The organism is Ruegeria sp. CDSA141, assembly GCF_059612005.1.
The window spans coordinates 1-15,923 of sequence record NZ_JBXWPT010000025.1 but is presented as its reverse complement, the minus strand read 5'-3'; the positions used below and the strand labels follow the sequence as shown (position 1 = coordinate 15,923).

Genomic DNA, 15,923 nt, shown 5'->3' with positions numbered 1-15,923 from the left:
CAGAGGTCAGATCCGGTATACCGGCGGAACAAGACCGGCCTGGAACCAAGTCACGAAAGACACAATTGAAAACACCGGCAGCCCGGTCGCCCGCTGAATATCCGGCGCATAGGGGCACATATTCGTGCACTCCAGAACTATCGCCCCAAGATCGGGGTGTTCCGAGGCCAACGCGATTGCGGCCTCAACATTGTCTTCCCGGGCCTTCTGAACATTCAGACGCGATTCATTGCCAAGAATTGCACGGGTGAACTCTCGCCCACCCTCGGTTGTGCCTATTGGCGTATCCAAGGGGACATCGGCGGCACGCAAGTGGTCTTCGGTCAACGTAGACGCCGAAATGGTCAGTACACCGGCCCGTTTTCCCGCAGGAAGAATGCGGTTCACCAATTCGACCTGCATCAAGGACGAGGTGACGACGGGAACCGGAACAGCCTCGGCCAGTTCCTTTTGAAACAGGGACAAGAACCCGCAATTGGTTGTTATGCCATCCGCGCCGTCTTTGACCAGCTCTTGCGCGGCGTCGATGAAGACCTCGAGCATACCTTCGGCCCGATGCCGAACAACCCGGTCCGGCGAGGCATCCCGGACGACGCGGTACAGCACCGGAAACGGCCAGGTCTGAGCATTGCCCATGTCGCCGGGAATTCTTGGGAATTGCGCGTCCAGCATGAGGATTCCCACCGATGCGCCATAAATGGATTTGCCGCCCTGGACGATCAATTCTGCGCCTCCTCGATAATGCGGGTCGAAATGTCTTCGGCCCCCTCCATGTAGATGCTGGTAATCCCGTGACGCACAGCGTCCTGCACCTGATCCATTCGTTTTGTGATATGAGCCGCCAGAACCCGTGCCGCCTCATCTGCATCCCGATCCAGCAGGGCTTGCATGACGTGTTTATGTTCGTCCTTGGACTTCTGCACCCGGTCCATGCTCATGGAAATCCAGCGGATATAGCGGATACGCTCGTTGATCCGTGTCAGAGTTTGCAACAACTCCATGTTCCCCGACAGTTTTGCAATCCCCAGATGGAACGCTTCGTCCCGGGTCACTGCCTCTTCGATCGTCAGGCCGGTGATGTCGATGCCCGTTTCATAAAGTTCATCACGCAGCATTTGCAGGTCTGCATCCGTCGCCTTGGCGCAGGCTGATCGGGCCGCCGCGGATTCGATGATCTGCCGCAGCTCGAAAAGGTCGAACACGCTTTGCGCATCCAAGGGACGACAAAAGAACCCTTGCCCTGGGCGGAAATCGAACAGCCGTTCGGCGACCAGACGATTCAACGCTTCACGCAACGGCGTACGGCTGACGCCCAGGTCTCTGGAGAGAGCGACCTCGTTCAGGCGGTCACCGGGGCGCAGGCGGAAGGACACCGCCATGGCTTTGACCTGATCATAGATATCATCGACGCGTGGACCCGCCATAAACCCCGCCTTTCTTTCGTTGATTCACAGGTGCCACACACACTTCTTGAAATCAATATACAAAACTGTATACAGCACTGTGTGCAGCTGTGAATCGAAGGAGTCGCGAACGATGACAGGAACGAATTACCTGAACGGAGCCGAGGCAATGGTGCGCATGCTTGAGGCGCATGGCGTCACCCACATGTTCGGTCTGTGCGGCGATACCACCTTGCCATTTTATGATGCGCTCGCCCGAATGGATCACGGCATTCAACACATTCTGACCCGCGACGAACGGCACGCCGCCTACATGGCGGATGGCTATGCCCGCGTGACGGACAAGCCCGGCGTTTGCGAAGGCCCTTCCGGCGGTGGCGCAACCTACATTCTGCCAGGTGTGGTCGAGGCCAATGAAAGTTCGGTTCCAATCCTGGCGATCACGTCCGATGTGGCAACGACCAGTCGCGGAAAATACCCTTTGACAGAACTGGATCAGCCAGCGTTGTTCCGGCCGCTGACAAAGTGGAACGCGTCTCTGGACGACGCCACCCGGCTTCCGGCCATGGTTCGTGCGGCGTTCCGGGCGATGACTACGGGAACACCCGGTGCGACCCACCTGGCACTGCCGTTTGATACTCAGAAGGCACAGGTGGACGAAGCGGAAATCTGGGCCGACGAGCGGCATCGCAGCTATCCCGCAGAGCGGGCTGCCCCCGATCCTGATGCCATCGAAGCAGCCGCAGCCATTCTTGCCCAGGCCAAATCCGCTGTCGCGGTATGTGGCGGCGGCCCCATTCTGTCCGGCGCGACCGATGCATTGCGCCGCGTCGCCGGTCTGTTGGATATGCCCGTCGCCACAACCGTTTCAGGCCAAGGGTCCATCGCCGAAACCGACCCTTTGGCCCTGGGTGTTGTCGGATCGAACGGCGGTGTCCCCGCGACCCGTGCCGTGGTAGATCAGGCTGATGTCGTCCTGTTCATCGGGTGCCGCGCCGGTTCGGTCACGACCGAACGGTGGAGAAGCCCCGGGCGCAACACCACGATCATTCACATCGACAGCGACCCCATGGTGATCGGCGCAAACTATCAGACAGAAGTGGCGATTTGCGCCGATGCTAGTTTGGCGTTGGAGGCACTGGCCCACGCATTGGAGCAACGGCAGGACCTGACCAGTCAAGGCGGAACAGCCAAGGCCCGCGCCGCGTGGGAGGCCAAGGCGGCGGCGTTTGCCCCCTTGGCTGCAAGTCGGGAAACCCCGATACGGCCCGAGGCTGTCATGGCGTCCCTGATGGACATTCTGGACGACGATGCAATTGTAGTCGCTGATCCCGGCACCCCCTGCCCCTATTTCAGCGCGCATTACCGTTGGCGGCAACCCGGGCGGCATTTCATCACAAATCGCGCGCATGGAGCACTGGGGTATTCTCTGGGGGCGGCCATGGGTGCACATGTCGGGCGGCCCTCGGTCAAGACGCTTGCCGTCATGGGCGATGGTTCGTTTGGGTTCGCCTGCGGTGAGTTTGAAACCATGGTCCGGCACAATATGCCGATCACCTCGATCGTTTTCTCGAACTCGGTCTTCGGATGGATCAAGGCGGGTCAGGATGCTGGGTTTGATCAACGGTATTACAACGTTGATTTCAACCGGACCGACCACGCCGCCGTCGCAGCCGCCTTTGGAGTGAAATCATGGACGGTCAAGGACCCTGAGGACTTGCCGAAGGTGCTGAAACAGGCCGTCGAACATGATGGCCCCACATTGGTCGACATCCATTCGCAGCAGCTTCACGACGCCGCTGCACCTGTGTCAGAGTGGGTCGCGTAAGAGGCAATCGACGGGGTCAGCTGGGCCAGAAACTCCTGCGCAATCGTGGACAGGGGGCGCCCCTTTGCGGTGATGATTGCAAGATCCAGCATGACGGATGGCCTGAACGGACGGGTCTGGTACCCGCTCTCACCGTCGAACGTCACGGTAAAGGGGTCGATCATCGCGACCCCCATGCCCTGTTTCACAAAACTCAGCAGGTTCTCGGACAGGTGCGTGTGGATCTTTGTACGCCACGTGCACCCGGATGCCTGAAAGATGTCACGGGTTCGACGGTGGGTTTGGTGTTCCGGCCCCATCACGATGAAGGGCTCGTTTTCCAATATTTCCGGTGTCAGTACGTCGTACTCGGCCAAGGGGCTGTGTTCTGGAAAAGTCGCCAGCGTTTCGAACTGAAATACCTGATAGTTCAGCGTGTCATGTAGGATCGGCATCTCGACAATGCCGATTTCAAACAGGCCGGAAATCACCCATTCCTGAATCTTGGAAGAATACTGCGACTGAAAACTGACGGATAGGTTGGGGCGGCTTTTGGCAAAACGGGCGATCTCGCGCGGCATGAAACCAAATGACAGAAGATGCGGTGCCGCAACCTGCAATTGACCGGGATGCTTGTTCTGCAGATCCGTCACGGCCTGCGCCACGTGATCCAGCCCGCGCACGACCGTGTCGACTTCGCGGAACAGCAACTCGGCTTCCGGAGTGGGCAACAAACGACCCTTGTTGCGCTCGAACAGAGGCAGTCGCGCTTCACGTTCCAACTGAGCCAACAGATTGCTTATTCCAGGCTGGGATATCCCAAGCACCGAGGCCGCGCCGGTTACGGTTCCGGTTTCCATGATGGCATGAAACGCTTGAAGCTGGCGAAAGCGCAGGGACATGGATTACCACATCATTTTTTCTGATGAACTGTCGAAGATATAGTATTTGAAATGATATGCCCGTCAAGGCAGGCTTCCGCTCAACGACAGGGGGCGGAATGAGCGATCTGGCACAAAAAATCATCGGTTACGACCTCTGGCACCTGAAGCTTCCGGTCACGTCCCGCCGGGATCACGGTATAGGGTCCGTTGAAGGCGTTTGCGAAGTTGTTATCCTGCGACTGACATCCGAGGATGGCACACAGGGATTCGGCGAAGCGTCACCATGGTCGGTGTTCACCGGCTCCCCGGAGGCGACTTTCGCGGCGCTGGATCGTTACCTGCGCCCCCTTGTTCTTGGAGCCAGCGTAAGTGACCGATCGGCTATCATGGCACACGCCACCTATGCCGTGGCACATTGCACCGAGGCGAAGGCCGCGCTGGAAACCGCTCTGCTGGATATGGCCGGCCGCATCAGCGACACCCCGGTCTGGTCTTTGTTGGGCGGTCGTTGCCGCAGCGCCATTCCGCTCAGCTGTTCCATCGCCAACCCGGACTTTTCTCAGGACATAGACCTGTTGGCGCGGTTGCGAGAGGATGGCGTGCGGATTGTCAAACTCAAGACCGGGTTCAAGGATCACGCCTTTGACATCATGCGGTTGGAGTACCTTGCGCAGAACTGTCCTGAGTTCTCGGTCCGCGTGGACTATAATCAGGGGCTGAGCATCGGGGAGGCTCCGGCACGGGTGCGGGACGTGGCCCAGTTCAATCCTGATTTCATCGAACAGCCAGTTCGCGCCCATCACTTCGGCATGATGGCAAAGCTGCGCCAAATGTCCGATGTTCCCCTTCTCGCTGATGAGAGCGTCTTTGGTCCCGAAGATATGGAACGCGCCGCGCGTGAAAGCATTTGCGATGGCGTGTCCGTGAAAATAATGAAGTCTGGCGGTCTGACACGAGGGCAAACGGTCGCCCGCATCGCGGCTGCGCATGGTCTGACGGCGTATGGCGGGGACATGTTCGAGGCTGGTTTGGCCCATCTTGCGGGTACCCATATGATTACCGCGACACCCGAGATCACATTGGGCTGCGAGTTTTATCAGGCGTCCTATTTCATGAAAGAGGACATTCTGGAAGAACCCTTCCGGATCAGGGACGGACAGGTCTGCGTGCCCGAAAGCCCGGGGCTTGGCGGCAAGCCCGAGCTGGCAAAGCTGAACCATTATTCAGTGGCCAAGGCGGTTTCAGAATGAGTGAAAAGAAAACCATAGCCATCATCGGCGCCGGTATAGTCGGCGTTTCGGCCGCGGTCTGGCTGCAAAGGGACGGACACGACGTGATCCTGTTCGACAAGGCCGGACCGGGTGAAGGCACGTCTCATGGCAATGGCGGTGTATTGGCGTCCTGTTCCATCATACCTGTGACGGTTCCCGGGTTGCTCGGCAAAGCGCCGAAAATGTTGCTGAGCTCCTCGCAGCCGCTGTTTTTGAAATGGGGGTATTTGCCTAAGCTGCTTCCATGGCTCCGGCAATATCTAAGCCACGCGAACGTAGCCGACGTTGAACGGATTGCAGCCGCCCTGACACCGATCGTCGGCGACAGCCTGAATGATCACAAGGCCTTGTCAGCAGGCACATGTGCTGAAAAGTGGATTGTGCCCAGCGACTATCTGTTTCTCTACGAAAACCGGGCTCATTTTGAACAAGATGCGTTGGGCTGGGGAATCCGACGGAAGAACGGCTTTGATTGGGAAGAACTGGAGGGCAAGGCGTTTCACGACTATGACCCCGTGTTCAGCCTGGATATCGGTTTCGCTGCCAAGCTGTCCAACCACGGTCATATCACCGATCCCGGGCGGTACGTGAAAGACCTGGCCGCCCATGTTGAGGCTGGCGGAGGCCGGATCATCCGCGCCAACGTCGAAGACGTCACGCGCGACAACGGCCGTGTTACCGGTGTGCGCGCGGGTGGTGAGACCATTGCTTGCGACATCGCCATTGTTACGGCTGGCGTCTGGTCCGGACCACTTGCGAAGCGACTGGGGGTTTCTGTTCCTCTTGAAAGCGAGCGCGGTTATCATCTTGAATTGGTGGCACCTTCTGCCATGCCCCGTAGCCCGGTCATGGTGGCTTCGGGCAAGTTTGTTGCCACGCCCATGGATGGGCGCATACGCTTGGCAGGTATTGTGGAGTTCGGAGGCCTGGACGCACCGCCCTCGCGCGCACCGTTTGAATTGATGCGAAGAAATGCCCGGGCCGCTTTTCCGGGCATAACATGGAAGGAGGAAGTGGAATGGATGGGGCACAGGCCGGCCCCGGCTGACTCGATCCCGATCATCGGTGACGTGCCCGGAATCAAAGGGGCCTATATGGGCTTTGGTCATCATCACATTGGCCTGACAGGTGGGCCAAAGACCGGACGGCTTCTGGCGCAGATGATCGCGGGCAGAACCCCGAACACGGACGTAAGCGTCTACGCGCCGTCACGCTTTGCAACATAAGAACAGACCGATGAAAAATATCGGTATTTCAAAACTCGATAGGGAGAAAACGATGAAAAAACTGACAAACCTTCTGGCAGCAACCGCTTTGACTGCCGCCGCAGCAGCACCAGCTGTGGCCGAAAAATGGGACATGCCGATGGCATATTCGGCGTCGAACTTCCATTCGGCCACCGGTGCGGAATTCGCCAAATGTGTAACGACCGGAACCGGCGGTGAGATCGAAATCGTTACGCATCCATCCGGCTCGCTGTTCAAAGGTGCCGATATCAAACGTGCAATCCAGACCGGGCAAGCCCCGATTGGTGAGCGTCTTCTGTCCGGCCACCAGAATGAGAACGCGTTGTTCGGTTTCGATTCGATACCGTTCCTTGCAACCTCGTTCGATGACAGCGCCAAGCTTTGGGATGCGGCAAAACCGTCAATTGAAAAGGTGCTGGCGGAACAGAACCTGACGTTGCTTTACGCGGTGCCATGGCCGCCTCAGGGACTGTATTTCAAGAATGAAGTGAACTCGGTCGCCGATATGAAGGGCATCAAGTTCCGCTCTTACAACAACGCGACTTCGCGACTGGCCGAGTTGACAGGGATGTTGCCGGTAACGATCGAAGCGGCGGAAATCAGTCAGGCTTTTGCGACGGGTGTCGCCGAGTCGATGGTGTCTTCGGGATCAACCGGGTATGACCGCAAGGTCTGGGAAAGCCTGAACTATTTCTACGAAGTCGACGCCTGGTTGCCGCGCAATTATGTGATGGTGAATTCGGATGTCTGGTCGGGCGTGTCCGACGCCAACAAGAACATCATCAAGGCCTGCGCGGAGCTGGCGGAATACGCAGGCAACTGGCGGGCCAAGGAATACACTGGTTTTACTCTGCAAGGTCTGCGTGATGGCGGAATGACCGTCGGTCCGGCATCTGAGCAGATGACGAATGAGCTGAAGGAGATTGGTGTAACCATGACCAATGAATGGCTGGAAGCCGCCGGTGACGAAGGCAAAGCCATCGTCGATGCGTTCAACGCGTCTCAGTAACCGTTCGGAGCGGGCGGCGTTACACTGTGCCGCCCGCTTTCCACCCAATCATAACACAGCGGGGACACCATGGCGGTTTTGCGAGGGCTTCGGTCCGTTCTGGACTTCATGTATCAGGCAGCAGGGGTAATGGCGGCGCTCAGCCTGATTGCCATTCTTTTGCTGATCGTCGTGCAGATGCTGGCCCGCTGGACAGGTGAGGTATTTCCCGGAGCGCCTGACTATGCCGGGTACGCAATGGCGGCGGCATCTTTCCTGGCCTTTGCCAATGCGTTGAACCGGGGCAGCCACATTCGGGTTTCAATCCTTCTGAACGCGGTGCCGGACGGTGTGCGGCGTATCCTTGAAATCTGGTGTTTCACCGTCGGCACTGCCGTCATGTGGTATTTCTGCTGGTATGCCTATCGCTTCGTCTATTGGAGCTGGAAGTTCAACGACATCAGCCAGGGACAGGACAGAACCGCGCTCTGGATTCCCCAGTCGGCGATGCTGATCGGTGCCGTGATCCTGGCCATCGCGCTGACGGATCACCTGATTCATGTCCTGTTCAAAGGTGACCATCGCATTGTCCGCGATCTGGCCGACCAGAGCCACGGAGAGTAAGAGCATGGAAAACCTGTCTGTCATCATCCTTTTCCTCTTTGTTCTGTTCACCTTGCTCGGCACCGGTGTCTGGGTCGGACTGGCCCTGATGGGGGTTGCCTGGGTCGGTATGGAACTTTTCACGACGCGCCCCGTGGGCGATGTGATGATCACCACCATATGGTCAGCATCGTCTTCGTGGACCCTGACCGCCCTGCCCATGTTCATCTGGATGGGCGAAATCCTGTACCGCACGCGATTATCCGAAGACATGTTCAAAGGCCTCTCCCCGTGGATGGCCCCCCTGCCCGGCGGCTTGGTGCATACGAATATCGTGGGCTGTACTGTCTTCGCAGCAGTCTCAGGTTCGTCGGCAGCAACGCTGACCACAGTCGGCAAGATGTCGATCCCCGAACTGCGCAAGCGCAATTACCCCGAACAGATGATCATCGGCACGTTGACTGGCGCTGCGACGCTGGGGCTGATGATCCCTCCATCACTGACCCTGATCGTGTACGGGGTGACGATCAATGAATCGATCACCAAACTGTTCTTCGCCGGTATCCTTCCCGGCCTTGTTCTCGCCGCTATGTTCATGGGCTATGTCGCGATCTATTCCAAATTGGGCAAAGACTGGAACCCGAATGACGAAGGCAAGCTGGGCTTTGCTGAAAAAGTCCGGAACTCCCGCTTTCTGTTGCCCGTGATCCTGCTGATCACGGTCGTCATCGGCTCTATGTATCTGGGCTATGCCACCGCGACAGAGGCTGCGGCGTTCGGGGTGATCGGCAGTCTGTTGCTGGCGGCCGGCCAGGGGTCATTGAACTGGAAGACATTCACTGAAAGCCTGATGGGTGCTACGCGAACCAGCGCGATGATCGCCCTGATCCTTGCTGGCGCTGCATTCCTGTCGCTGTCCATGGGGTTCACCGGTCTGCCGCGTGGGCTGGCCGATCTGATCGCCGGATGGGAACTGACCCGCTTCGAACTGCTGATGGTTCTACTGGCGTTCTACATCATTCTGGGTTGTTTTCTTGACGGGATTTCCTCGGTTGTGTTGACCATGGCCGTGGTGGAACCGATGATCCGCGACGCCGGGATTGATCTGATCTGGTTCGGGATTTTTATCGTGGTTGTCGTCGAGATGGCACAGATCACACCCCCGATCGGGTTCAACCTATTCGTGATGCAGGGTATGACCAACCATGAGATGAGCTATATCGCACGCGCCGCGATACCGATGTTCCTGATCATGGTACTGATGGTCTTCATCCTCATCTGGTTCCCCGACCTCGCCACCTGGCTGCCCGAGAACTTGCGCCAGAGCCCGGGCGGATAAAACGGCCTTGAACCCGCTCCATCTGGCGGCCCGTCACGGGCCCCGAGTTCTGATCGCCGGATTGGCCGCGGGTCTGCTTTTGCCGGGTTTGGCCGAGCCCATGCGAGACCTGCTGCCGCCCTTAGTCGTGCTGTTGCTGTTCGTCACCGTCCTGAGAATGGACCCAGAAACCATTCTTGGGTCGCTGAGCGATCTGCACCAGGTCGCGTTTACTGTTGTTGGGTTTCAATTCGTAATACCGCTGATCATTCTGGCCATCGGCTTTGCGGGTGGTTGGACGGGAACGCCGGTGCTTCTGTCCCTGCTGATCATGGCGGCAGCACCTTCGATTTCAGGCAGTCCCAACATGTGTCTGATGATGGGTTATCCGCCTGAACACGCGATGCGAATGCTGGTTGTTGGCACTGCCCTGTTGCCATTGACAGCGTTTCCCCTGTTCCTGCTCATGCCCGAATTGGGCGACATTCAATCCGTGCTGTTGGCCGGACTGCAACTGTTGTTGACGATACTCTGCGCAACCGGCGCCGCCATCTTTGTACGGCGTGTTTGGTTGCGTTCACCATCCCATTCCACCTTGTTGAATCTGGAAGGGTTGGGCACAATTACTTTGGCCGTATTTGTCATCGGCCTGATGCCTTCAGTCAGCGCCACAGCATTGGAGAGCCCGACTATCGCGGTCTTCTGGATCGTGCTCGCCTGTTTGGCCAATTTCGGCACTCAAATTGTTACGTTCCGTTTGACCCGAGACAGGTTACCAGCAGCCAGTTCTACCGCTGTCTCCCTGATCGCAGGAAATAGAAACATCGCAATTTTCTTCGTGGCTTTACCGCCTGAGGTCACCGCGCCGATCATGGCCTTTATCGGGGCGTATCAGATTCCGATGTACCTGACACCAGTGGTCATGCGTCATCTCTATAAGAGCCAACGTCCACCCGAGTAGCTGGTAGCACTTCCTCAAGATACCTTTTCCCTGTCCCATACCGACTTTGGGCAGACACCACACCTCCAGTTCAATGCCAAAAACTTGTTTGGCGGCATCTGGAATATATTGTCACTATTGACAGTTAATTGTGCTATCCCTATTTACTGTCAATACTGACAGCTAAGGATTTATCATGCCGCCCAGAAAATTGACGATCGCATCCGTAATGACGCTGGCCTCGTCCCTTGGGGCGTCCGCGCAGACTCTCACTGCAACGGTGAAGGACGTACGCAACGCAAAGGGCGATCTGATCATTGCGGTGTTTGACGAAGCTAAACCATTTGAGGCTATGGACATGACGAACGCTGCGGCTTTGGCTGCGGTTCCTGCTGTCGAAGGCCAGGTTTCGGTTACCTTTCACAATCTCCCGCTTGGCAAATACGCGATTGCCGCGATTCACGACGAGAACAGAAACAGCAACCTGGATACCGACAAAGATGTTCCAACCGAAGGGTACGGCTTTGGCGGTATGGGGCGAAGCGGTCTGCCACCAGAATTCGCGGATGCCGCGGTCGCCGTCGGCACCGGCGCAACTGGAAACCTGAAGTTGAAATACTGGAAATAACATGAGCGGGCGCCCCTCAAATCGTGATGAACGTTATGATCAGGTTATGCAGGCTCTGGTCAGATGTGTTGCGAGATATGGCCTCGATGGTGCATCGCTTTCACAAATTGCCAAGGAGGCAGGCCTGACGCGTCCTCTGATCCGGCATCATCTGGGCAATCGGGATGAATTGATCACGACCCTGCAAGACTATGTTCTGAAATGCTTTTCGGAACAGTCTGACGCGCTTGTTGGGGTCTTGCCGGCCTCGGGCAAATCAGAACATCTGATCGATCTTCTGTTCTCGGACATGAACCAGACGTCACCGGATATGGTACTTGCCTTTGCAGCACTCACCGCGCGGGCTGTCGAGGATGTTTCGCTTCGCCAGGCTTGTCGTGAGGCTCTGCTTTCCTTTGAAACTGCGATTGCCGCGATATTGCGCGCGGATTTCCCGAAAGTGGATGCCGCAAAGGTCAATACCACCGCTCATGGTATCGTGGCCCTTTATTTCAACGCGACGTCTTTGGCCCCCCTGGAAATGCCGAGTGTCTGGAAAACACAGGCCGAACAGGCCGCGCTTGCACTGTTCAATGGCCTGGAGCACGCATCATGACACGCAGGCGGCAGCTGAACTACATCACCTTTGCTGCGCTGATGGTCACGACAGTACTTGGCTATCAGTCGTTGTGGGGTCTTCTTTTCATGTTCTGGACAATCCCGAATTTCTATTCCGGTCACGCATTGCTTTTGACCGACGTAACCCGGGATGAAGACCCCGTCCTGTTTTGGCTGATACAACTCGCCTGGATCGCACTTGGCCTGTCGATGATTGCCATCGACATTCTACCTTCAACGTTTTGAAGAAACCTTCACAAGAGGCTCAAATGAAACCCATGCTGCACCTTTTGCCAGTCGAGGCTTACACTAGCCAGGATTGGTTCAACCGGGAAATGCGCGAAATCTTCTCCAAAACCTGGCGTTACGCCGGTTTTATGGAGGATGTCAGCGAACCTGGCCAATTCATCGCCGTGCAGGCCGGCCTCAACAATATTTTCGTGATCATGGGGCGCGATCGCCGCCTGCGCGCGTTCCATAACATCTGCCGCCACCGCGGCACCCAACTGATCAGGGCGGTTGGCAAAACGCAAAAGGCCTTGACCTGCCCTTATCACGACTGGACGTACGACCTTGAAGGCAATCTGATTTCGGTGCCAGATGAGCAAGAGGAATATGGCAAGGTCGACAAGTCCTGCCTTGGCCTGAAACCCGCCAAGGTCGATATCTGGAAATCGATGATTTTCGTCCATCCAGACCCCGACGCACCTTCCATCGCCGAATGGCTCGGCCCGGTCGAACCCCATATCGGCCCCCACGTCCCGGAAGAGCTGATCGAGTATGCAGACCTGAACAACAGCTACGAGATAAAGGCCAACTGGAAGGTTGTCGTTGAGAACTACATCGACGTTTACCACCTGAGTCATCTGCATTCGAATACGCTGCAGATGTATGACCATAAAGCCGCAAAGTACCACTGGGAAGGACCCCATTACTTGTTTTGGGAGCCGCCGGTGGCAGAGTTTCTGGAAGATCAGGAAAGCAAACTGACCGCCCCACGCGTCATACCCATAGACATGAATGGAGCCTGGGTGCCAATGCTGTTCCCGGGTATTGGCCTGGCCGCTTCGGAAGACGGCTGGAATATCTTCATTATCGAACCCCTTGGCCCGGAACTGACACGAGTTCACAATCGTGGGCGGGTGTCCAACAGCTCGGAATGGGAATTCACCAAACAGTCGATGAAGTCGTCCTCTTTCTGGTCCAAGTTTGGAATAGGCGGAAAATACGAAGCCAATGACGCGATGGGCGAAGATGACCCGATGGTTGCCGGCGACTTTACCGGCGAAGATATCTACGCGTGCGAGCAACAGCAGAAATCCCTGCATTCACCGTATTTTGAAGCGGGTCCGGCAGCAAACGGTGAAAGCCCCGTTATCGAGCACCAGAAAGTTGTTCTGCAATGGTTGGGGGACGGTAAATGAGCCCGCGTGACTTTTTTCCATTGCGCGTTTGCGGGACCAGAGTTGAACTGGATGGTTTGGCAAAGACCGTTATGTTCGAGATTCCTGATCGCTTGACGGACACGTTCGCCTGGAGACCGGGCCAGCACGTGTCCATTCGTTTCACTATTGATGGCGAAGAGCACCGTCGAAGCTATTCGGTCTCAAGCTCACCTTACTCCGGGGGCCCGCTTCGGATCACCGTCAAACGGGTCAAGGTTGGCAGTGTCAGCAACTTCATCAACGACACTGTTCAGGAAGGACAAACCATCGACGTCATGCCGCCATTTGGCAGTTTCTGCCTGGAACCCGATGAAACGGCACGACGCACTCATTACTTTTTTGGCGCGGGCTCTGGCATCACTCCGCTCTTTGCGATGCTGAATTCCGTTTTGACAGCTGAGCCCTATTCAGTCGCGCATCTGGCATATGGCAACTCAAATGCCCAAAGCACCCTTTTTCAGGAAGAACTGAGCGTGCTGAAGGAAACACATCCTGAGCGTCTTACAATCAACCACGTTTTTTCGAAACCCGGCTGGTGGTCCAGTGCCGAGTATTGGCGGCAGGGTACAATCGACCTGCCTGCAATTGAAGCGTTGATCACCGAGTATCCTCCTTACGCTCAGGACGCTCAATATTATGTCTGTGGTCCCGGCGACATGAACCAGACCGTCAAATCGGCCTTGATGTCCATTGATGTGCCCGCGAACCGCATCCACGTTGAAAGCTATGGTGCTTCACCGGATCTGAACACTGGTTTTGAAGGGGTGGAAGCAACCGCTGAACTGACGCTGGAAGGCGCCCGACATCTCATTTCGATCTCCAAGGGACAGACCCTTCTTCATGCAGCGCAGTCCGCAGGTCTGAAGCCACCCTATTCCTGCCAATCGGGGGTCTGCGGCGCGTGCCGGGCCAAACTGACCAACGGCACAGTTCATATGCGGGCGCGCATGGCGCTGGAGGATGAAGACATCAAAGCCGGAGAAATCCTGACCTGCCAATCAATACCCACGGTGGAAAAACTGGCGATCAGCTTTGACCTGACCCGTCGCTGAAGAACGGTAGGTGAGTCTGAGGCGGGTTGTTTCATGCCGCCTCAGGCCCAGTTGCGGATCAGATCATGCGTCCGGTGCACAATCTCGGATAACGAAGTGCTTGGTTGTTTCTTCCACGACTTCCCAATAGCCACGAAAACCATTGGGGATCAGAAAGCTGGCCCCGGTTCGAAAATCCTGACGGGTCCCGTCTTCGTGGATCAGGGCACAATGGCCTTTGACGATATAGCAATATTCGTCCTTGTCCGTAAACGCGTGCCATTTGCCCGGCGTAGACGTCCAGGTCCCAGCAGACAGTTGTCCATCCGGGCTGGTGAAGTGCATTCCAATCTTGTGATGCGGATCACCCTCGACAACGCGATCGGGAAGATCAGCCAAACGCCTTTGGCTGCGCGTTGCGGGCTCATCGAAAAGATTGAGTACCTGTGTCGTCATGAGGTCATACCCTCCTGCTGGTCGTGTATTGCGAGATGACGTGAGCGGCCAATGATCGGTCACATGCTGGACTTGGATTTTCGCCATCCTCTAATGAAACAGGTAGACACCCGCCAATACGAGAGCAGCGATGAAGATTGTCTCGGCCACGATCAGGACGATGGCCTGCCCGCCCACATCCAGAATGCGCTTGAGTGACGTTTTCATGCCCACTGCCGCAATCGACACCAGCAGCGCCCATCGACTGAGATCGGCCATTACCGACGAGACCACGTCCGGGATCAGACCCATTGAATTCAGGACGGCAAAGATCAGAAAACCAACGACAAACATCGGCAAAATGGGTGGGCGCTTGCCGTCTGCTTCGCCGAGTTCCGCGTGGCGTCGGACAAGAATCGAGATGACCAGAACCACCGGGGCCAGCATGGCGACACGGATCAGCTTGACCAGTGTCGCGACCTCTCCGGTTTGATCCGAGACCGAGAACCCTGCCCCGACAACCTGCGCGACATCGTGGATCGTCCCGCCGAGGAAGACCCCAGAAACCTCGTCGTTGAACTCAAATGCCTCAGTGAGGATGGGATAGGCGATCATCGCGATTGTCGACAGAACAGTGACGGACAATACCGTGAAAATCAGATTGCGTTCCGAATGCTCGTTTTTGGGCAGAATGGCAGACAGGGCCATCGCGGCCGACGCGCCGCAAATCGCGACCGAACCGCCCGTCAACACACCGAAGCGCCAGCCACGACCCAGCAGGCGCGCGCCCAGAAGGCCGAACAGAATCGTGAGGATCACACCCGCAATAACGACCGCAATCAGATCCGCGCCAAGGCTCATCATCAGCTCAACCGAAATACGGGCCCCAAGCAGAGCCACGCCAAAACGAAGAACGGTTCGTGCCGTAAACTCGATCCCGGCTTTGCAGTCGCCTGCGTCGTCTTCGGCCAGAAAATGGAACGCAATGCCCAGCAACAAGGCCATCAGCATTGCCGGAGCGCCATAGTGCTCGGACAAAAATTTCGCCGCAACGGCAACAACCACGGAAACTAAGAAACCGCGACCGTTCAAACGAACGAAAGACCGTGCACGAAGCCACGGCGAGTTGGATGCACTTAACGCCTGCATCTTACTTCCTTTGCAATATTTGAGCTGCCTTTTGGGCAAAGCCTGCCCCCACCCGAACCGTATTCGGTTCGGGTGGGGGCATGATCAGATTACAGCTCGACCTGATTTTTCATTTCGTCGGCTGAGATTCCGGCGACTGCGACGGGTTTTTTCATTGCGTCGCGGCGGAAGGGTTCG

At 56.8% G+C, this 15,923-nt stretch carries 17 protein-coding genes; 12 read left to right on the top strand and 5 right to left on the bottom strand.

What is annotated here, in order from left to right; translation table 11 throughout:
- Positions 1-6 precede the first annotated feature (6 nt).
- The gene (locus tag AC2FLP_RS20530) at positions 7-723 is read right to left on the bottom strand and encodes an aspartate/glutamate racemase family protein (protein WP_117873588.1); all 717 of its coding nucleotides are present in this window, start codon (positions 721-723) and stop codon (positions 7-9) included.
- Positions 720-1,424 carry a GntR family transcriptional regulator gene (locus AC2FLP_RS20525; protein ID WP_299902102.1) on the bottom strand — a complete coding sequence of 235 codons (705 nt, stop codon included), beginning with the start codon at positions 1,422-1,424 and terminating at the stop codon, positions 720-722. Before AC2FLP_RS20525 ends, AC2FLP_RS20530 begins: the two co-directional genes overlap by 4 nt.
- Before the next feature lie 112 nt (positions 1,425-1,536).
- Between AC2FLP_RS20525 and AC2FLP_RS20520 the strand changes: the two genes are divergently transcribed.
- Positions 1,537-3,231, top strand: coding sequence for a thiamine pyrophosphate-binding protein (locus AC2FLP_RS20520; RefSeq protein WP_117873592.1), 1,695 nt, complete (start codon positions 1,537-1,539; stop codon positions 3,229-3,231).
- Here the strand turns inward: AC2FLP_RS20520 and AC2FLP_RS20515 are convergent.
- Positions 3,192-4,112, bottom strand: coding sequence for a LysR family transcriptional regulator (locus tag AC2FLP_RS20515; RefSeq protein ID WP_117873593.1), 921 nt, complete (start codon positions 4,110-4,112; stop codon positions 3,192-3,194). The genes AC2FLP_RS20520 and AC2FLP_RS20515 overlap by 40 nt on opposite strands.
- A gap of 98 nt (positions 4,113-4,210) precedes the next feature.
- On the opposite strand from AC2FLP_RS20515, the gene AC2FLP_RS20510 reads away from it, so the two are divergent.
- From AC2FLP_RS20510 to AC2FLP_RS20460, 11 genes are all read left to right on the top strand, one after another.
- On the top strand, positions 4,211-5,344 hold the full coding sequence (locus AC2FLP_RS20510; RefSeq protein WP_496686044.1) for an enolase C-terminal domain-like protein: 1,134 nt from the start codon (positions 4,211-4,213) through the stop codon (positions 5,342-5,344).
- Positions 5,341-6,591, top strand: coding sequence for an NAD(P)/FAD-dependent oxidoreductase (locus AC2FLP_RS20505; protein ID WP_299902092.1), 1,251 nt, complete (start codon positions 5,341-5,343; stop codon positions 6,589-6,591). Before AC2FLP_RS20510 ends, AC2FLP_RS20505 begins: the two co-directional genes overlap by 4 nt.
- Before the next feature lie 52 nt (positions 6,592-6,643).
- Positions 6,644-7,621 carry a TRAP transporter substrate-binding protein gene (locus AC2FLP_RS20500; protein WP_496677370.1) on the top strand — a complete coding sequence of 326 codons (978 nt, stop codon included), beginning with the start codon at positions 6,644-6,646 and terminating at the stop codon, positions 7,619-7,621.
- A gap of 69 nt (positions 7,622-7,690) precedes the next feature.
- Positions 7,691-8,224: a TRAP transporter small permease gene (locus AC2FLP_RS20495; RefSeq protein WP_299902086.1), complete on the top strand. Its 534-nt coding sequence runs from the start codon at positions 7,691-7,693 to the stop codon at positions 8,222-8,224.
- Between the two features lie 4 nt (positions 8,225-8,228).
- On the top strand, positions 8,229-9,542 hold the full coding sequence (locus AC2FLP_RS20490; protein WP_496686048.1) for a TRAP transporter large permease: 1,314 nt from the start codon (positions 8,229-8,231) through the stop codon (positions 9,540-9,542).
- Between the two features lie 7 nt (positions 9,543-9,549).
- On the top strand, positions 9,550-10,482 hold the full coding sequence (locus tag AC2FLP_RS20485; RefSeq protein ID WP_496686051.1) for a hypothetical protein: 933 nt from the start codon (positions 9,550-9,552) through the stop codon (positions 10,480-10,482).
- Between the two features lie 175 nt (positions 10,483-10,657).
- The gene (locus AC2FLP_RS20480; protein ID WP_299902077.1) at positions 10,658-11,089 is read left to right on the top strand and encodes a DUF2141 domain-containing protein; all 432 of its coding nucleotides are present in this window, start codon (positions 10,658-10,660) and stop codon (positions 11,087-11,089) included.
- 1 nt (position 11,090) lies between these two features.
- Positions 11,091-11,684: a TetR/AcrR family transcriptional regulator gene (locus AC2FLP_RS20475; protein WP_496686054.1), complete on the top strand. Its 594-nt coding sequence runs from the start codon at positions 11,091-11,093 to the stop codon at positions 11,682-11,684.
- Positions 11,681-11,932 carry a hypothetical protein gene (locus tag AC2FLP_RS20470; protein WP_117873609.1) on the top strand — a complete coding sequence of 84 codons (252 nt, stop codon included), beginning with the start codon at positions 11,681-11,683 and terminating at the stop codon, positions 11,930-11,932. The genes AC2FLP_RS20475 and AC2FLP_RS20470 overlap by 4 nt, the downstream gene beginning before the upstream one ends.
- A gap of 23 nt (positions 11,933-11,955) precedes the next feature.
- Positions 11,956-13,110: an aromatic ring-hydroxylating oxygenase subunit alpha gene (locus AC2FLP_RS20465; RefSeq protein WP_299902070.1), complete on the top strand. Its 1,155-nt coding sequence runs from the start codon at positions 11,956-11,958 to the stop codon at positions 13,108-13,110.
- Complete coding sequence (locus tag AC2FLP_RS20460) at positions 13,107-14,183, top strand: 2Fe-2S iron-sulfur cluster-binding protein (RefSeq protein ID WP_496686058.1); 1,077 nt, start codon at positions 13,107-13,109, stop codon at positions 14,181-14,183. Before AC2FLP_RS20465 ends, AC2FLP_RS20460 begins: the two co-directional genes overlap by 4 nt.
- Positions 14,184-14,246: 63 nt before the next feature.
- Here the strand turns inward: AC2FLP_RS20460 and AC2FLP_RS20455 are convergent, their stop codons facing one another.
- Together AC2FLP_RS20455 and AC2FLP_RS20450 are read right to left on the bottom strand one after the other, a co-directional pair.
- The gene (locus tag AC2FLP_RS20455; protein ID WP_299638764.1) at positions 14,247-14,618 is read right to left on the bottom strand and encodes a cupin domain-containing protein; all 372 of its coding nucleotides are present in this window, start codon (positions 14,616-14,618) and stop codon (positions 14,247-14,249) included.
- 90 nt (positions 14,619-14,708) lie between these two features.
- Positions 14,709-15,746, bottom strand: a complete 1,038-nt coding sequence (locus AC2FLP_RS20450) for a YeiH family protein (RefSeq protein ID WP_299902064.1) — start codon at positions 15,744-15,746, stop codon at positions 14,709-14,711.
- Positions 15,747-15,923 lie beyond the last annotated feature (177 nt).

Coding starts and splice junctions, on each gene's coding strand:
- AC2FLP_RS20525 (WP_299902102.1), bottom strand. CDS start 1,424: ATGGCGGGTCCACGCGTCGATGATATCTATGATCAGGTCAAAGCCATG.
- AC2FLP_RS20520 (WP_117873592.1), top strand. CDS start 1,537: ATGACAGGAACGAATTACCTGAACGGAGCCGAGGCAATGGTGCGCATG.
- AC2FLP_RS20515 (WP_117873593.1), bottom strand. CDS start 4,112: ATGTCCCTGCGCTTTCGCCAGCTTCAAGCGTTTCATGCCATCATGGAA.
- AC2FLP_RS20510 (WP_496686044.1), top strand. CDS start 4,211: ATGAGCGATCTGGCACAAAAAATCATCGGTTACGACCTCTGGCACCTG.
- AC2FLP_RS20505 (WP_299902092.1), top strand. CDS start 5,341: ATGAGTGAAAAGAAAACCATAGCCATCATCGGCGCCGGTATAGTCGGC.
- AC2FLP_RS20500 (WP_496677370.1), top strand. CDS start 6,644: ATGAAAAAACTGACAAACCTTCTGGCAGCAACCGCTTTGACTGCCGCC.
- AC2FLP_RS20495 (WP_299902086.1), top strand. CDS start 7,691: ATGGCGGTTTTGCGAGGGCTTCGGTCCGTTCTGGACTTCATGTATCAG.
- AC2FLP_RS20490 (WP_496686048.1), top strand. CDS start 8,229: ATGGAAAACCTGTCTGTCATCATCCTTTTCCTCTTTGTTCTGTTCACC.
- AC2FLP_RS20480 (WP_299902077.1), top strand. CDS start 10,658: ATGCCGCCCAGAAAATTGACGATCGCATCCGTAATGACGCTGGCCTCG.
- AC2FLP_RS20475 (WP_496686054.1), top strand. CDS start 11,091: ATGAGCGGGCGCCCCTCAAATCGTGATGAACGTTATGATCAGGTTATG.
- AC2FLP_RS20470 (WP_117873609.1), top strand. CDS start 11,681: ATGACACGCAGGCGGCAGCTGAACTACATCACCTTTGCTGCGCTGATG.
- AC2FLP_RS20465 (WP_299902070.1), top strand. CDS start 11,956: ATGAAACCCATGCTGCACCTTTTGCCAGTCGAGGCTTACACTAGCCAG.
- AC2FLP_RS20460 (WP_496686058.1), top strand. CDS start 13,107: ATGAGCCCGCGTGACTTTTTTCCATTGCGCGTTTGCGGGACCAGAGTT.
- AC2FLP_RS20455 (WP_299638764.1), bottom strand. CDS start 14,618: ATGACGACACAGGTACTCAATCTTTTCGATGAGCCCGCAACGCGCAGC.
- AC2FLP_RS20450 (WP_299902064.1), bottom strand. CDS start 15,746: ATGCAGGCGTTAAGTGCATCCAACTCGCCGTGGCTTCGTGCACGGTCT.